This window comes from Corynebacterium vitaeruminis DSM 20294 (assembly GCF_000550805.1).
In the GTDB taxonomy this organism is placed as follows: domain Bacteria; phylum Actinomycetota; class Actinomycetes; order Mycobacteriales; family Mycobacteriaceae; genus Corynebacterium; species Corynebacterium vitaeruminis.
This window is the reverse complement of record NZ_CP004353.1, coordinates 2,664,303-2,679,948: the sequence shown is the minus strand read 5'-3', so window position 1 is coordinate 2,679,948 and position 15,646 is coordinate 2,664,303. Positions and strand designations below refer to the sequence as shown.

General features: G+C 65.9%; 13 protein-coding genes. 6 read left to right on the top strand and 7 right to left on the bottom strand.

Annotated features, from left to right (window positions below):
• Positions 1 to 44: 44 nt before the first annotated feature.
• Genes B843_RS12120 through trmB form a run of 4 tightly spaced genes read right to left on the bottom strand, consistent with a single transcriptional unit; the run spans position 45 to position 5,060 of the window.
• The gene (locus B843_RS12120) at positions 45 to 1,124 is read right to left on the bottom strand and encodes a lysylphosphatidylglycerol synthase transmembrane domain-containing protein (RefSeq protein WP_025253759.1); all 1,080 of its coding nucleotides are present in this window, start codon (positions 1,122 to 1,124) and stop codon (positions 45 to 47) included.
• Between the two features lie 25 nt (positions 1,125 to 1,149).
• Complete coding sequence (locus tag B843_RS12115) at positions 1,150 to 3,609, bottom strand: MMPL family transporter (RefSeq protein ID WP_025253758.1); 2,460 nt, start codon at positions 3,607 to 3,609, stop codon at positions 1,150 to 1,152.
• 9 nt (positions 3,610 to 3,618) lie between these two features.
• On the bottom strand, positions 3,619 to 4,281 hold the full coding sequence (locus B843_RS12110; protein ID WP_025253757.1) for an NYN domain-containing protein: 663 nt from the start codon (positions 4,279 to 4,281) through the stop codon (positions 3,619 to 3,621).
• Between the two features lie 2 nt (positions 4,282 to 4,283).
• Positions 4,284 to 5,060, bottom strand: a complete 777-nt coding sequence (gene trmB / locus B843_RS12105) for a tRNA (guanosine(46)-N7)-methyltransferase TrmB (protein WP_025253756.1) — start codon at positions 5,058 to 5,060, stop codon at positions 4,284 to 4,286.
• 155 nt (positions 5,061 to 5,215) lie between these two features.
• On the opposite strand from trmB, the gene B843_RS12100 reads away from it, so the two are divergent.
• The 3 genes from B843_RS12100 to B843_RS12090 all read left to right on the top strand — a co-directional run bounded on the left by B843_RS12100 (position 5,216) and on the right by B843_RS12090 (position 8,850).
• The gene (locus B843_RS12100) at positions 5,216 to 6,373 is read left to right on the top strand and encodes a hypothetical protein (RefSeq protein WP_025253755.1); all 1,158 of its coding nucleotides are present in this window, start codon (positions 5,216 to 5,218) and stop codon (positions 6,371 to 6,373) included.
• A 37-nt stretch (positions 6,374 to 6,410) separates the two neighbouring features.
• Positions 6,411 to 6,665 carry a hypothetical protein gene (locus B843_RS12095; protein WP_025253754.1) on the top strand — a complete coding sequence of 85 codons (255 nt, stop codon included), beginning with the start codon at positions 6,411 to 6,413 and terminating at the stop codon, positions 6,663 to 6,665.
• A gap of 355 nt (positions 6,666 to 7,020) precedes the next feature.
• On the top strand, positions 7,021 to 8,850 hold the full coding sequence (locus tag B843_RS12090) for a phosphoenolpyruvate carboxykinase (GTP) (protein WP_025253753.1): 1,830 nt from the start codon (positions 7,021 to 7,023) through the stop codon (positions 8,848 to 8,850).
• A gap of 66 nt (positions 8,851 to 8,916) precedes the next feature.
• Here the strand turns inward: B843_RS12090 and B843_RS12085 are convergent, their stop codons facing one another.
• A complete protein-coding gene (locus B843_RS12085; protein WP_025253752.1) occupies positions 8,917 to 9,693 on the bottom strand; it encodes a class I SAM-dependent methyltransferase in 777 nt (258 codons plus the stop codon).
• 49 nt (positions 9,694 to 9,742) lie between these two features.
• On the opposite strand from B843_RS12085, the gene B843_RS12080 reads away from it, so the two are divergent.
• Positions 9,743 to 10,846, top strand: coding sequence for a glycosyltransferase family 4 protein (locus B843_RS12080; protein ID WP_025253751.1), 1,104 nt, complete (start codon positions 9,743 to 9,745; stop codon positions 10,844 to 10,846).
• On the opposite strand, the gene B843_RS12075 is transcribed toward B843_RS12080, so the two are convergent.
• Positions 10,843 to 12,264 carry a hypothetical protein gene (locus tag B843_RS12075; protein ID WP_025253750.1) on the bottom strand — a complete coding sequence of 474 codons (1,422 nt, stop codon included), beginning with the start codon at positions 12,262 to 12,264 and terminating at the stop codon, positions 10,843 to 10,845. The genes B843_RS12080 and B843_RS12075 overlap by 4 nt on opposite strands.
• Before the next feature lie 4 nt (positions 12,265 to 12,268).
• Positions 12,269 to 13,453 (bottom strand): DUF3068 domain-containing protein, encoded by a 1,185-nt coding sequence (locus tag B843_RS12070; RefSeq protein WP_025253749.1) that lies wholly within the window; start codon positions 13,451 to 13,453, stop codon positions 12,269 to 12,271.
• Positions 13,454 to 13,567: 114 nt separating this feature from the next.
• On the opposite strand from B843_RS12070, the gene B843_RS12065 reads away from it, so the two are divergent.
• Together B843_RS12065 and B843_RS12060 are read left to right on the top strand one after the other, a co-directional pair.
• Positions 13,568 to 14,629, top strand: coding sequence for an acyltransferase family protein (locus B843_RS12065; RefSeq protein WP_025253748.1), 1,062 nt, complete (start codon positions 13,568 to 13,570; stop codon positions 14,627 to 14,629).
• Positions 14,630 to 14,743: 114 nt separating this feature from the next.
• A complete protein-coding gene (locus B843_RS12060) occupies positions 14,744 to 15,637 on the top strand; it encodes a phytoene/squalene synthase family protein (protein ID WP_051483596.1) in 894 nt (297 codons plus the stop codon).
• The last annotated feature ends 9 nt before the right edge of the window (positions 15,638 to 15,646 follow it).

The window sequence follows — 15,646 nt, the reverse complement described above, 5'->3', positions numbered from 1 at the left end:
AGGGCCTCATGGATAGGGGACTGGCCCCCTGATGATAGCCCTACTCAGGCGGTCTCCGGCGCGGCCTCGTCGTTGGGCGCCTTATCGGGGGTAGTTGTCTCCATGGCCATGCCGCCGCGCGCCACCGAGACGAAGTAGGTGATCCAGCCGATGCCCGCGATGAGCGCGAAGGACAGGATGCGGTAGACGAACACCGCGCCGAAGGCGTTGGACGCGGTCATGCCCACCGCCACCAGGGAGGCGGTCATGGCGGCCTCGACCGGGCCCAGGCCCGCCGGGGTCACCTGCGCGGTGCCCACGATCTTGGAGGTGACGAACGCGAGCGTGACGCCGAGCACCGTCGTGCGGTTTGGCTGCATCTCGAATCCCGGCAGGTAGTCGGTGACCGCCCAGATGCATAGCCACAGGCTGACGATGTCGAGCACCCAGTTGAGCAGCGACAAGACGGCGATCCAGGCGAACCGTCCGAAGGACAGGTGCACCGCGTCGAGCTGCACGATCTGCGAATGCAACGACGTGAGCCCGCGCGTGGGCTCCCGGCGGGTAAGCCGGTTGAACCCCATGATGAGTTTGCGCAGCACGGTCTCGGTGCCGTAGGGGTGGTTCGTCGCGAAGAAGACGAGCATTGCCAGCGCCGTCATGATGGTCGCGGAGCCAACCAGCGGTGCCAAAGAAAAGCTGGCGTTGAGGAAGAAGATCGACACCAGCCCCAAGGCGATCAGCCACACCGTCGACAGGGCGCCGGAGACGATGATGAACCAGGAGCTGACCACGACGCTGACGTCCCACAGCCGCATCGTGCGGTATTGGTACACGGTGGAAATCGCTGCACCGCCGGGGAAGGTCGACGACCACGAGTTGCCCACCAGGGTCAGCTGCAAGGTCTTTGCGAGCGGGATCTCGTAGCCGCCGGCGTGCAGGAGCCCACGCATGACCTCCGCCATGGCCACGATCGATGCAAACACCGCGATGAACCCAAGGATGAGCCCGGTGTTGTTGGCGTCGCGGACGTCGTCGTAGCCCTCCGCGAGGAAGGGCATCTTGTCGCGGAGCAGGAAGGCAGCCACGGCGAGCACCGCCAACGGGCCGAAGAATCGTACCCATCGGTTGTGGAATATCGCCATCACATCACTGCTCCGCCGCGCGCCGCTAGTGGCGCTTTTCTTCGTTTAGCCGTTTCAATAGTTCACTAAATGGTACAAGCTCGTTGTCGTCGCTTGCGATTCTGCCGCCGCGGCTTGCCACGTTTCGCTCGATGGGGGTGGCTTGGTCGATCGGCGTCTCCGCAGGCACGGCCTCCGCGTTGTCGGGTTCCGGCGCGGCGTGGCTTGCGTGATAGGTGCCATCGCGCAGCGGCTTTTGGTAGCGCGGCAGCGCGCCTTGCTTGTCGACGCCTTCGGCCTCCGCCCGAGGCTGAGCAGCGACCGCGACGGCGGGCTCCGGCAGCAGTTCCTCGGATGCAACGACTTCGGCCGCAGCCTCGGCCGGGGCGGGCGCGTGATGGTGGCCCATCTTCGCGCTGGCCGCCTTGACCCACCTGGGCGCCCACCAGTTGTCGTCGCGCAGGAGGTGCATCACCGCTGGCACGAGGAGCATGCGGATGACGGTGGCGTCGAAAAGCAATGCAAAGATCATGCCGAACGCGATGTACTTCATCATGACGATCTCGGAGAACCCGAACGCGCCGCAGACCACGATCATGATGAGGGCGGCCGCCGTGATGATGCCGCCGGTGTGCGCGGTGCCGTACTTGATGGACTCGTCGGTGGTTTCGCCGTTCTCGCGCGCCTCGACCATGCGGGAAACGAGGAAGACCTCGTAGTCGGTGGACAGCCCGTAGACGATGGCCATGATGAGCACGAGCACCGGGCTCATGAGCGGGCCTGGGGTGAAGTTGGCGAGACTTGCGCCGACGCCGTCGACGAACATCGCGGTGAGGATGCCGAGCGTGGCGCCCATGCCGAGGATGGTCATGATGACGGCCTTGGCGGGCAGGATCATGGACCCGAAGACCAGGCTCATGAGCAAGAAGGTGGCGATGACGATGTAGAGCGCCATCGTGGGCAGCTTGTTAAACAGAGCCTCGATGGACTCCACCTCGAGCGCGGGCGTGCCGCCGATGTAGACGTTGACGCCCTCGGGCACCTGGATGGCGCGCAGCTGCTTGACCACGGCCTCGTTGTCCTCGCGGTTGGCGATGCCCGCGGACAAGACGGTGGTACCGTCCTTGGTCTCCGAGGAGGCCTGGAAGCGTCCGGTGAGGCCCTGGACCTGGTTGGCCTGGGTGAACACGTCGACGAGCTGGGCGTTGTCGGCGCCGGTGACCACCAGCTTGATGGGCTCGGTGCGGAAGTTCGGGAACTGCTCGTCGAAGGAGGCCTGCGCCTGGCGCACCTGGTTGGTCGGCGGCAGGTAGGTCTCGTTGATGCCGCCGAACTTCACCCCGGCCAGCGGGAGGGCGAGCAGGATGAGCCCGGCCACGAGCGCCACGGTGACGACCTTGGCGTGCTTCATGGCCCACTGCGGCAGGCGGTACCACCAGGTGTCCTCGAGGCGCTTTCCGACGCGCGAGGTCTTGCGGATAGTCAGCGCGTCGATGCGCCGACCCAGAAGTCCAAACAGCGACGGCAGGACGGTGATGGACAAGATCGCCGCAAGGCCCACGGCGGAGATGGCGCCGTAGGCGACCGACTTCAAGAAGGCCTGCGGGAAGACCAAGAGGCCGGACAGCGCGACGGCCACCATTCCGGCGGAGAAGACCACGGTCTTGCCCGCCGTCGCGGTGGTGATTCGCACCGCCTCGCGCACCTCGCGGCCCTGGTCGAGCTCCTCGCGGAAGCGGGAGACCATGAACAGGCCGTAGTCGATGGCGAGTCCGAGCCCCAGCAGCGTGACCACCGATTGGGCGAACACGTTGACCTGCACCACGCCCGCCAGCACCGAGAGCACGCCGAGGGAACCGAGGATGGACAGCCCGCCCACGATGAGCGGCATGAAGGCGGCCACGACCGAGCCGAAGACGATGAGCAGCAGCACGGCCACGGCCGGCAGCGCGTAGATCTCGGCGCGGTGGATGTCGCCGGCCATGCCCTCGTCGAGGGCGTCGGCGACCGCGGTGGCGCCAGCCGTCTCGACGCTTATGCCGTCAAAGGTCGGCGAGAGGTCAGGTTTAATGGCGCGGAAGTCCTTGAGCGTCTGCTCGTCGTCGCCCTTGAGGGCGACCGCGGCGAAGGCGGTCTTGCCGTCCTGGGAGACGAGGTTGGGGTTTCGCTTGTCGAAGTAGCTGGTCACCGACGCGATCTGGTCCGGGTGATCGGCTTGCAACGACTTGAGGTAGTCCGAGATCGCTGCGAATTGCTGCGAGTTGGCGATGCCCGCCTCGTCCTTGAACATCAAGATGACGTCGCCGGAGTTGTCGCGCCCGAAGGTCTCCTCCTCGATCTCGGCGGCCTGCGTCGAGGAGGAACCCGGGTCGTCCCAGCCCTCCTGGCTCATGCGGTCGGCAAGCCGGAGGCCGAACAGGCCGTAGAGCAAGAGGATCGCGGCGATGATCGCGACGGGAACCACGCGGCGGTGGCGGTAGGCGAAGTCTCCCCACGAGGAAAACATGGTGTACTCCTAGGCGCGCGAGGACAAGAGTGCGGATAGCGGGCGGAACGGCTGCAGCCAGGCGCCCTCGTCGGGAAGCGAATCGAGGCTGATGCGCGGCAGCGGCTCGCGGAAGACCCCGGGGATCTCCTCTAGGTCGACGAAGGTGATGGCCTCGTCGTTGACGGCCCACGCGGCGTGCTCGTGGAAGCCGACGACCGTGACGGACACGCCCTCGGCGGCCAGCTCGTCGAGGGTCTCCTTGAAGTTCTGGCCGTCTGCAGATGCGACGACCACGCCGCGCAGCACGCCCTGGGAGTGGCGCAGCCGGATGTGCTCGAGCATGTCGGGGTCGACGTCGGAGTCGTCGGTGAGCTTGGGCTTGGCGAACACGGCGAAGCCGATGTTGCGCAGCGCCTCCACCCAGGGGCGGACGTTTTCCGCCCCGCCCGGGGTGACGTTGGCGAAGACGGTGGCCTCCGCCTCCACGTGGACGCCGGTCTGGTGGCTGAGCTCGCCTGCCTTGGCCAGAAGCCAGCGACCGATGGCGTCGAAACGCGGGCGATGCGCCGCAGATGGCCTACCGCCGAGGATCGCGCCCAGGCCCATGTCGAGGTTGGGTGCGTCCCAGACCAGCAGGAGGCCGTCTTGGGTCAGCGCGGAGTGGTTGTGAATGTCGTGGGTATCGCTCATGGTTACTTGCGCCTCCACAGAAACTCGGTGATGGTGTGGTCCTTCTGCAGACCCTTGCCCTCGAACTTGGTGATGACCTGGCGGTCGGTCAGCTGCGGGCATTCCTCCCACGGCCAGCCCATGTACTCCAGCTGCGGCTCGACGTCGACCAGCTCCTTGATCCACTCGGCGTAGTCGGCGTGGTCGGTGGCCACGTGCAGCACCCCGCCGGGCTTGAGGCGGGTGGCGATGAGGTTGAGCACGCCCGACTGGATGATGCGGCGCTTGTGGTGGCGCGCCTTGGGCCAGGGGTCGGGGAAGAAGATGCGCACGCCGTCGAGGGAGGCCTCGTCGAACATGCGGGTGAGCACCTCGACGCCGTCGCCGCGGACCATGCGGATGTTGCGGATGTCGCCGCGGACCACCGCGCCGAGCAGCTTGGCCAGGCCCGGCTTGTACAGCTCCACCGCGATGACGTTGGTGTCCGCCTCGAGCGGGGCCATGGCGGCGGTGGAGGTTCCGGTGCCGGAGCCGATCTCGACGATGGTCTTGGCGCCGGGGCGGCCGAACCACGCGTCGACGTCGATCTTCTCGTCCGAGAGCACGGTGCCGAGCTTCGGCCAGTACTCGTCCCAGAGGGCTTCCTGGTTGTCGGTGAGGGTGCCGCGGCGGAAGGAGACCGTGCCGAGGCGCGGGTAGTCGAGGTCGTTGCCGAACTCGGCGTTGAAATCGGTTTGCAGCGGGCGTCCCGCGGGGAGGTCGCCCACGTGGGACTTTTGGGAATTATCAGAAATAGGCATCCCTTCCATTCTGCCTGTTTGCTGGGATTTGTTCAATGTGGGACACATGGGGCCAGTGATGTCTGTGTGGGAGATGAGAAAGTGGGCGGCGTGGAACCGCGCGCCGCGGCGGCGGGTCTTACAGGGCAGCAACTTCAGGGGGCAGGGGGTACAGGGTGAAAGAGGAGGTCATATATAAGGAGCTTCTCGCGTGGGCGGACGCCGCAGGGAACGCGCGGGTCGCCGCCGAGGCAATCGGTGAGCTGGCGGGCCTCCTCGAGCGCCACCAGGGACCGCTCCGCGTCGGCGCGTGCACGGTGACGGGGCCCGTGCCGCTGCCGCCTGTGGGCGAGGGATTCGAGGTGGTCGAGGTCTCCTGGCCTGTGGTGGGGTCCGAGGCCGACGTCGTCCTCCTTGCCTGGGGCCCGTCCTGCGTCGTCGAGGCCGCGGCGTGGGCGAGGACGCGCTCGCCGGGCCCGCACTTCCATCCGGTCGAGCTCGAGTGGCTGCGATCAGCCTCCGCGGAAGAGGTCGTCCGTGAGCTGCGCACGATCGATCCCGGTCGCGCGAGGAGCGCGCGGCTGCAGCGGCTCGTCGCCGAGGTTGCTCGACTGCGCGATAGGCATCCTGGCCTCGGCATTCCGCGGTTGGTCGCCCCGCATCACAAGATGCCCCCGCGCATCGCGCTCATCGGCCCCGACGCCGTGCGGCGGGAGGCGTGGCGCGAGCGGGCCGCGTCGTTGGGGGAGATCGTCACCCCGCATTCGCCCACCGACCTCGCCCTCGCCGTCGCCCCCAGCGGCGGCTGGCTCCCGGAGCACCGCGGCACGCTCACCGAGGCCAGGCGCCGCGCAGGCAGGCTCGTCGTCACCGCGCCCGTCCCGGAGTCGTGGCGGCTTGGGGCGTTGCTTGTCGACGAAAAGATCACCTTCGGCGGGCTGGCCAGCGCGGCAAAGCCGCTGCTCGATTCCCCGCCGTACGCCGTGGCCTTTCGGCATCCTGCTCCGGCGGCGCCGGGGGTGCGCGAGCGCATGCTCAGGCGGCGGCTGCGAGTGGTGCGGGGTCTGGGTGGGCGGGGGCTGCGCCAGCTGGGGAGGTCGCTGGGTATTGCGCCATCGGTGGGGCTGTGGGCGATCGCGCTGGAGGTTCTGGTGGTGGCAGGGCTGATCGGGGCGGGGCTCGCCCGCGCCGGGCTGTGGTGGCCGGTGGCCGCGGCGGTCGCTGCGGCGATGGGCGGGGCCCGGGCGGTCACCTCGCTGCGGCTGCGCCGCCGGGAGCTGAGGCAGGAGGTGCTCGCGGAGGTCGCCTTCCGCTCGGGGTGCGCCAAGCCGTAGGCGTCGGTAGTTTAAACGATGACGCAAGGGAGGGCGCATGGGGGACTGGTACGAGGGGCTGGAGCCGGGGACGTATTTCGGCAACGACGGGATCGTTGTGGCGCACGACGACAACGCCGACGGGATCGTCGACCGCGTCTCGCTCATCGGCGCGGACGGATCCGTGGACGAGCGATTCATCGCCGCCGCCGAGCTCGATGCCTGGGCGGGTGCGGAACCGGGTATGACCGAGGCTCCTGGCGACCGACTGGAGGGGTGGTGGAGCACCAATGACGGGGGAGCAAACCCATAAAACGGGTGGGGAAAGCCACATTTATTGGGTGAACGGTGGGAACTAGATCAATTTAGCTGCGCGGTGCGCGCAATTAATGGCCCTGACGTGTCAGCAATCGATTGCGCAAACGGGAATTCACAATTCCGTTAGGGAACTCACAATCCGAAAATTTTACCCCCGAAAGTGGGAAGAAAGTCCTGAAACGGATGTGAAAAATCCCGGTGTGGCGCCAATCGCAATGGGGGTAACGTGCAGGTAGGAAGTTTTTGTGACGTGAGTCTCCAAAAGGCGGTTCATTTGGGGGGCGCTTAAAGCTACTGTGATTGGTGTAATCACCCACTAATAGACACGTGAACATATGTCAGGAGATTCGATGTCCAACGTGGCCATCAAGGGACTCGTAGGTGCAGCCCCAACCGAAAACGAAGCACTGCTGAATTGGATCGCTGAAAGCGTCGAGCTCTTCCAGCCGGAAAAGGTCGTTTTCGCTGATGGCTCTCAGGAAGAGTGGGACCGACTGACCAGCGAGCTCGTCGAGGCTGGCACCCTGATCCGCCTGAACGAGGAGAAGCGCCCCAACAGCTTCCTCGCTCGCTCCAACCCGTCCGACGTCGCCCGCGTCGAGTCGCGCACCTTCATCTGCTCCGAGACCAAGGAAGGCGCAGGCCCCACCAACAACTGGGCCGATCCGGTCGAGATGAAGGCCGAGATGACCGAGGCCTACCGCGGCTCCATGCGCGGCCGCACCATGTACGTGGTGCCCTTCTGCATGGGCCCGATCAGCGACCCGGAGCCCAAGCTCGGCGTCCAGCTGACCGACTCCGCCTACGTCGTCCTCTCCATGCGCATCATGACCCGCATGGGCTCCGAGGCCCTGGCCAAGATCGGCAAGGACGGCAACTTCGTCCACTGCCTGCACTCCGTCGGCGCGCCGCTGGAGCCGGGCCAGGAGGACGTCGCATGGCCGTGCAACGACACCAAGTACATCACCCAGTTCCCGGAGACCAAGGAGATCTGGTCCTACGGTTCCGGCTACGGCGGAAACGCCATCCTCGCCAAGAAGTGCTACGCCCTGCGCATCGCTTCCGTCATGGCGAAGGAAGAGGGCTGGATGGCTGAGCACATGCTCATCCTGAAGCTGACCTCGCCGGAGGGCAAGGTCTACCACATGACCGCCGCCTTCCCGTCCGCCTGCGGCAAGACCAACCTCGCGATGCTCACCCCGACCATCCCGGGCTGGAAGTGCGAGGTCGTCGGCGACGACATCGCGTGGCTGCACCTGCGCGAGGACGGCCTCTACGCCGTCAACCCGGAGAACGGCTTCTTCGGCGTCGCACCGGGCACCAACTACGCCTCCAACCCGATGGCCATGCGCACCATGGAGCCGGGCAACACCCTGTTCACCAACGTCGCGCTCACCGACGACGGCGACATCTGGTGGGAGGGCATGGACGGCGACGCCCCGGCTCACCTCGTCGACTGGCACGGCAACGACTGGACCCCGGAGTCCGGCACCGACGCCGCACACCCGAACTCCCGCTACTGCGTGCCGCTGACCCAGTGCCCGACCGCGGCACCCGAGTTCGACGACTGGCACGGCGTCAAGGTCGACGCGATCCTCTTCGGTGGCCGCCGCCCCGACACCGTCCCGCTGGTCACCCAGACCTTCGACTGGAACCACGGCACCATGGTCGGCGCCCTGTTGTCCTCCGGCCAGACCGCTGCAGCCGAGGGCAAGGTCGGCGCCCTGCGCCACGACCCGATGGCTATGCTGCCGTTCATCGGCTACAACGCCGGTGACTACCTGCAGCACTGGATCGACATGGGCAACAAGGGTGGCGACAAGATGCCGCCGATCTTCCTGGTCAACTGGTTCCGCCGCGGCGACGACGGCCGCTTCCTGTGGCCGGGCTTCGGCGACAACTCCCGCGTTCTCAAGTGGATCGTCGACCGCATCGAGGGCAACGTCGATGCCGAGGCAACCGTCGCCGGCATGACCGCCCGCGCCGAGGACCTCGACCTCGAGGGCCTGGACACCCCGCTGGAGGACGTCCGCGAGGCTCTCACCGCCCCCGCCGAGCAGTGGGCTGGCGATATGGAAGACAACGCCAACTACCTCGAGTTCCTGGGCCCGAAGGTTCCGGCCGAGGTGCACGAGCAGTTCGCAGCGCTGCGCAAGCGTGTTGAGGACGCACAGGCGTAATCTCTCATACTCCGGACGAAATGCCGGCGGTGCTAAGCACCGCCGGCATTTCGTTGCAACGACTTTTTATCCCTGCTTGCGCAGGACGATGACGAGGTTGCTGACCAAGAACTCCCGCAGCACAGGCACCCTCACCATCCACCACGCCCACCACGGGTGGTAGCGCGGAATCAATGCAACGACTTCCGCGTCGCCGCGTGCAGCGACTTTCTGCGCCCACGCGATGCCCTCGGCGCAGGAGACGTCGAACAGCGAGGTGCCGAACACGTTCTTCGGCGGGTGGCCGTGCTTGCGCTGGTAGCGATCCCTCGCAAAGCCCCCCGACACGTAGTGCTGCCACAGCCCGGTCTCGTGGCCGCCGAAGGGGCCCAGCCAGATCGTGTAGCTGAGGATCGCCAGCCCCCCGGGCTTGGTCACGCGCAGCATCTCCTCGCCCATGCGCCACGGATCCGGCACGTGCTCGGCGACGTTGGAGGAGTAGGTGACGTCGAAGCTGTCGCTGCAAAGCGGGAGGTTCATCCCGTCCCCGCGGATGCTCGTGCTCAGCGCGATGCCTGCGGCCGACATCTCCCCGACATCCGGCTCGAGGCTGACGAGGTAGGCCCCGCGGGAGGAAAACTCCGTGGCGAAGTAGCCGGGACCCCCGCCGACATCGAGGACGCGCTTGTCCTGCAAGGCCCCCAGCGAAGCGTCGGCAAGCAAATGCTCAATGAGCTCGCGCGTGTCCCTTGCTAGGCCCGAGTAGAAGATCTCCGGGTGCGGCTGCTCGTGGCGGAAGCTCGCGAGCAGGGACAACGATCGCCGGAGCGTGGAAAATCGCGCGGTGCGGGCAAGGGAGGTCATAGGTTGTGAATTGTACCTGCCAGCGGGGGAAAGATAGGCTGGCTACCTGATGAAGGTTCTTCTGCTCTGCTGGCGCGACACGACCCACCCCCAAGGCGGTGGCAGCGAGCGCTACCTCGAACGCGTTGCAGAGCACCTTGTTCGGCAGGGCCACGAGGTGGTTTACCGTACCGCGAGCTACACCGATGCGCCGCGACGCAGCATGCGCGAGGGGGTGCGATATTCCCGCAGCGGCGGCAAGCTCACCGTGTATCCCAAGGCCGCGCTGGCGATGCTCGCCGGGAGGCTACACCTAGGCACTCTCGCGGGGGTCGACGTGGTGGTGGATACGCAAAACGGCATCCCGTTCTTCGCGCGGTGGTTTTCCGGGCGGCCGACAGTGCTGCTTACCCACCACTGCCACAGGGAGCAGTGGCCGGTGGCCGGCCCCTTCCTAGCGAGGCTGGGCTGGTGGCTGGAGTCGAAGGTCTCGCCGCGGGCCTACCGCGGGGCGCCATACGTCACCGTCTCCGAGCCGAGTAAGCAGGAGCTCGTCCGTCTGGGCGTGCGCGATAAAGACATCACGATCATCCGCAACGGGGTCGATGCGCCGCCGACCTACGTGCCGCGACTTGCCGACGATGGGCTCACCCACCTGGTAACCCTGTCGCGGCTCGTGCCGCACAAGCAGATCGAGCACGCCATCGACGTGGTCCGCGACCTCGACGGGGTGGTCCTCGACATCATCGGCTCGGGCTGGTGGGAGGATCGGCTGCGCGAGTACGCGGCAGAAGTCGGCGCAACAAAGAAGGTCGTCTTCCACGGCCAGGTCGCCGAGGATCACAAGCACGCGCTGCTGGAGGTCGCTGCATTGCACCTCATGCCTTCGCGCAAGGAGGGCTGGGGGCTCGCGGTCATTGAGGCGGCGCAGCATGGCGTGCCCACCATTGGCTACCGCTCCTCGGGCGGGCTCAACGACTCGGTGCGCGATGGGGAGACGGGGTTGCTCGTCGATAGCCCCGAGGAGATGCGCGAAAAAGTCGTTGCATTGCTTGCCGACGCTAAAGCGAGGCAGCGCCTAGGATCTGCAGCAAAGCTTCGCGCCGCGGAGTTTTCGTGGGAGGACACCGGGGCTAGGTTCGAGGAGTTGTTGCAACGACTTGCCCGGCGTTAGCGCCGCCGAGTGGCGACAGCGACGAGCAAGGCGACGCCACTCAACAACCACAGCGAGCTCAAAGCAAGTCCTGCCCACCAAGCACTCCCTCGCACGGTAGCGGCGGTTACATCGATCGTGGTTTCCTTGCCGTTTTCGATGACGGTCCCAATTCCAAGTCGTTGCAAGGATTCCTTATCGCCGCTTCGCCACGCCGCCATGGCCTCTAGGTACTCGGGATTGGGGGTTTCCGTTGCACCGCCATCGACGACGAGAACCCCCGAGTCGATGGTGTCAGTCGCCTTGAGCCAGGGATTGACCATGACCTTGCCCTCATAGCGCACGATACTCTGGCCGTCGGTGATGAGTGTGCGGCCGGGGAGCTCGCGCCACGGACCTGCGGACACGGGCTTCAGCGCGGCGAGTGCGGCAGGCGCATCGGGGATCTGACCGAGGGACAAGACGATGGCGAGCGCTGCGAGAGGACGTGCGTAGGAGGTGGCGCCGCCGACGCGGCCCGCACCCGCGACCAAGGCCGGGATCATCAATGCAACGACTTTGTGGGAGTCGCGAAACAGCGCAGCGCCGGGAACGTGGGCGACGATGGCATCGGTGGGACCGAAGGTCAACAGCAGCGTTAGACCAAGCCCCAGCATTGCAAGGACTTGGAGGCGGCGTGGGGCATACGCAAAAAGCAGCGCAAACAAGATCACGCCCAGCCAGGCGAAGCCAGATTCCCGCGAGGCGGGCACCGCCTCGGCGTTCCACATGCCGCCGAGCCCCAGCAGCGAGCCGAGGGTGCCAACGCCCGCCTCGGCCCGGGCGATGAAGGCGCTGGTTCCCACGGCCTGGGGTGGGGCGACGAGGCTCGGCACCAGCCACGGAAGCGAGAACACGAACCCCACCAGCAGGGTGACCCAGCGACGCCCAGACGTCCACAGCGCGACGGCAATCCCCAAGATAAGTCCGGTGGGAGTAAGGCTTGCCACCCACAGCGCCAGAGACTGTCCCCTCCATCGGGAGCCCAGAGCCGCGATGACCGGAAGCATCCACGCCGCCATCGCGAGGGACCACTGTCCTTGCAGCAGCCTCTCGATGACGAACGGGTTGTACACCCCGATGGTCATTGCCGCGGCTTTCTGCCACGTCGTTGCACCAAATCGCGCGGAGAACACAGCGCATGCAGTAGCCGCGCCGACTAGCGCCAACCGCGCGACCCAGGACGCCGGGAGAACGAGTCCCACTAATGCGAGCGCCCCGTCCTGCGGGGCATTGCGGGCGGGCGTTGCTCCGAAGCCGAAGGCAGACGTCGACAAGGCTGGGTGATCGAGCACGACCATGTCGCGCAGACCTAAAACGCCGGGGAACGCCAACGCCCAGAGCAATGCAACGACTAGTGCAGTGCCGAGCGCGACGAGCGGGAGCTGCTGGCGGTGCATAGCGCTAGGACTTGCGGACGCGGTTGAACCGTACCAGCCCGTAGACGAGCAAGATGCCGGCGAGCACGCGGGCCAAGAACGCCGACAGCTTGAGGTAATACAGCGTGCTTACCACCGGGCGTGCTTGCGCCCACGCCGTCTCGCGGGTTTCGTTATCCCAGGCCAGCGAGGTCTGCAATAGGGTGCGGTAGTCGTCGCTGCCCGCGGCCACGGTGTCATCGGCCTCCTGCTGGTTACGGGCAAGGAAGACGAACATGTCCTCGACCTGGTTGACGATGGTGCCCGACTTCGGCTCGACCCACAGCGTGCGAGTCGCTGCATAGTAGGGGTCGAGGACGACCGTGCCTGTCGGCGCGGTGTCGCTTGCCGGATAGAACTCGGACGCAGGCCCGGTTACTTGCAGCTTGTCGACGCGCTGGCGCTCCTCATCGCTGAGATCAGACTGGCTCGACTGGGCGCCTGGTTCGTCCGACAGGTCGGTCGGGTGGGTAAAAGAGCGGGTCACGGCCTCGCGCAGGCTCACCGCCGGGATCTTCTGGGTAAAGACGTAGGTCTCGCCCTCCAGACCGACGTAATCCAATGGCGCCGATTGCTGCGCGATGACATCGAAGTACTGGTACGAGCGGCGCTCGGTCTCGAAGGGGAAGAAGTACTGCAAACCGCCGCGGGCGAAGTCGCCGGTGGAGATATCCACGCCCAAGCTCGGGGCGGTGAGCGAAAGGTGGGAGACCGTGTCGACGACCGGGTAGGTCGAGTGACGGATGAGTCGCAGCGAGTCGTCGACGCTGATGAGTTTTTCTGCGTCGGTTTGGTTGCCCGGCGCGGTGTTCGACGCATCAGCCGATTCAGTCGACGAAGTCGTTGCATCGGGGGCGGAGGTGCGCACGAGCTCCTCGTTGACCGCGAGATTGACCTCGTCTCGCTTCTCCGAAGCGCTGGTCTGCAGCGTGCGCTGCAGGCTGGAGAAGGTGTCCACGACGTAACAGCTGCGCGGCGACCCCTCTGGGCAGCTGGCCTGCGGATCGTAGAGCTTGGTCGCCGCGGGCTCGGTGGACACCGTCCGGCTCGTGTTGACCGGGATCGGCTTGATTCCCTGCAACACGATCGCAGGTATCAGGGAGGAGAGCGCGAGCACGACGAATGCAGCGATAATCGCGCTGCGGTGAACCCACACTGACTTGCTGCGCACCTGGCACTGCCCCTTCTTCAGCTAGACTTTCCCTAGTTTGAGCCCCCTGCGGTTCGCGGCATCCGCGCGGGATCGCGCGGGCACCGATTGCAACGACTACACAAAAGGCAGATTGTGTCTCCATCGTACCCACGGCGCTTCCTTCCCCAGTTGGAGGGGCTGCGCGGGGTTGCGGCCACTGGGGTCTTGCTCACGCACGTTGGTTTCCAGACCGGATTGTCGCAGCACTCAGTGCTCGGCGCCATCGTCGCGCGCTTCGACTACTTCGTTGCAATTTTCTTCGCGCTCTCGGCGTTTCTGCTGTGGCGCGGTTTCCGCCTCGACGGCTACTACCTGCGCCGCGCGGCACGCATCCTTCCCGCGTACTGGGTCGTCGTCCTCGTCGTCCTCGCGCTCGTCCCGGCCGCTTTTGGTACCTCGCCGTTAGAAAGCTTGTCGACGCTGACGTTTACGCAGATCTACTTCCCTGACTTCCTTGCGGGCGGGCTGACCCACCTGTGGTCGCTGTGCGTGGAGGTCGCCTTCTACGTCGCGCTGCCGGGGATCTTCCTGCTTGTCAGGCGGCTGCGATCGCGCCGGGCACGGGTGGGTGTGTTCGTGCTGCTCGGCGGGCTCGGGCTCGTGTGGGCGGGGATGCCTTGGCCGGAACCGGGGGTGAACTTCCAGATCTTCCCGCCCAGCTATCTGCCGTGGTTTGTGGTCGGACTCATCGCTGCGGAGTTTGAAGGCGAAATTCTCCTGCCGAACTGGACGAGAGTCGTTGCATGGCCCGTGGCGCTTATCGTGTGCTGGGTCGCGGGGCAGGAGTGGTTCGGGCCGTTAGGGCTCGAACACCCGGGGCCCGCGGCGTTCGTGCGACGAGTCGTGGGCGGCACCGTGTTCGCCGCCGTCTTGTTGCTGCCCTACGCGCTGGGGCGTACACAGGGGGTGCTCGCATCGCGCCCAGCGGTGCGGGTGGGCACGTGGTCGTACTCGGTGTTCCTGTGGCACCTGCCGGTGCTCACCTTCGTCATCCCGTTGTCCGGGGTGCATCTCTTTAGCGGTGAGCTCGGGGACTTCGTCGGTGTGGCGGCGCTGACGATTGTCGTCAGCATTGCGGTTGCAGCGGCCAGCTACGAGTGGATCGAGGCGCCCGCGCGTGCGTGGGTGAATGATCGCGGCCGTAGGCGTCGCTAAGCGACTGCTTTTCGACGCCTACGGTGGGGCGCAAGCGGGTGGAGGGTTCATGAATTCGGGCCTAGACGGAATAAGCTAGTGGAGACGAAGCCGGACCGATCGAAGCAGGTGAACATGTTCAAGCCACGGCGTGGCAAGCTAAGCCACGGCAACGCGAACTACCTGCAACGATTCGATGCCATGGCCTGCGAGGCGGCGCGCGCGGTGATCACCAGTTACTCCACAAGCTTCTCGCTTGCAACGAGGCTCCTGCGCGGTCGAATCCGCACCGATGTCAGCAACCTTTACGCGATGGTGCGCATCGCCGACGAGATCGTCGACGGCACCGCGAAGGCGGCGGGCGACGATAGAGAGCAGGCTGCATCTTTGCTGAACGAGTACGAGCGCGCGGTCCTCGCGGCCCCGCAACTGCGCTTCCATACCGACCCGATCCTTCACGCGTACGCGATGACCGCGAGGCGCTGCACCTTCGACCCGGAGCACATCAAGGCCTTTTTCGCATCGATGCGTAGGGATCTGCGACAGAACACCTACGATGCGGAGGAATTCGAGGAGTACGTCTACGGATCCGCCGAGGTCATCGGGCTCTTGTGCGTGAGCATCTTCGTCGCAGGTGACAAGCTCACGCCCGAAAAGCGGCGGCGCCTCGATGAGGGGGCGCGCCGGCTGGGAGCAGCCTTCCAGAAGGTCAACTTCCTCCGCGACATCGCCGAGGACACCTCGCAGCTGGGAAGAACGTATTTCCCCGGTCTGCGAGGCAGATCGCTTGACGACGCCACCAAGGCGGACATCGTACAAGACATTAGGGAGGATCTGGGCTGCGCCTACCAGGTGATCCCCGAGTTGCCCGTAGATGCGCGCTGGGGAGTCCAAGCCGCAGCAGACCTGTTTACGGAGCTTACCGACCGCATCGATGCTCTTCCCGCCAGCGAGGTCCTGACCTCCCGAGTACGGGTGCCGCGCAACAAGAAGCTAATGATCCTGGCAAGGGCCGCGGCACACAGATAGAAACGGAGA

Excerpts from the sequence above, each read along its gene's own strand:
- B843_RS12120 (WP_025253759.1), bottom strand. The coding sequence starts at position 1,124 with ATGGCGATATTCCACAACCGATGGGTACGATTCTTCGGCCCGTTGGCG.
- B843_RS12115 (WP_025253758.1), bottom strand. The coding sequence starts at position 3,609 with ATGTTTTCCTCGTGGGGAGACTTCGCCTACCGCCACCGCCGCGTGGTT.
- B843_RS12110 (WP_025253757.1), bottom strand. The coding sequence starts at position 4,281 with ATGAGCGATACCCACGACATTCACAACCACTCCGCGCTGACCCAAGAC.
- trmB (WP_025253756.1), bottom strand. The coding sequence starts at position 5,060 with ATGCCTATTTCTGATAATTCCCAAAAGTCCCACGTGGGCGACCTCCCC.
- B843_RS12095 (WP_025253754.1), top strand. The coding sequence starts at position 6,411 with ATGGGGGACTGGTACGAGGGGCTGGAGCCGGGGACGTATTTCGGCAAC.
- B843_RS12090 (WP_025253753.1), top strand. The coding sequence starts at position 7,021 with ATGTCCAACGTGGCCATCAAGGGACTCGTAGGTGCAGCCCCAACCGAA.
- B843_RS12085 (WP_025253752.1), bottom strand. The coding sequence starts at position 9,693 with ATGACCTCCCTTGCCCGCACCGCGCGATTTTCCACGCTCCGGCGATCG.
- B843_RS12080 (WP_025253751.1), top strand. The coding sequence starts at position 9,743 with ATGAAGGTTCTTCTGCTCTGCTGGCGCGACACGACCCACCCCCAAGGC.
- B843_RS12075 (WP_025253750.1), bottom strand. The coding sequence starts at position 12,264 with ATGCACCGCCAGCAGCTCCCGCTCGTCGCGCTCGGCACTGCACTAGTC.
- B843_RS12060 (WP_051483596.1), top strand. The coding sequence starts at position 14,744 with ATGTTCAAGCCACGGCGTGGCAAGCTAAGCCACGGCAACGCGAACTAC.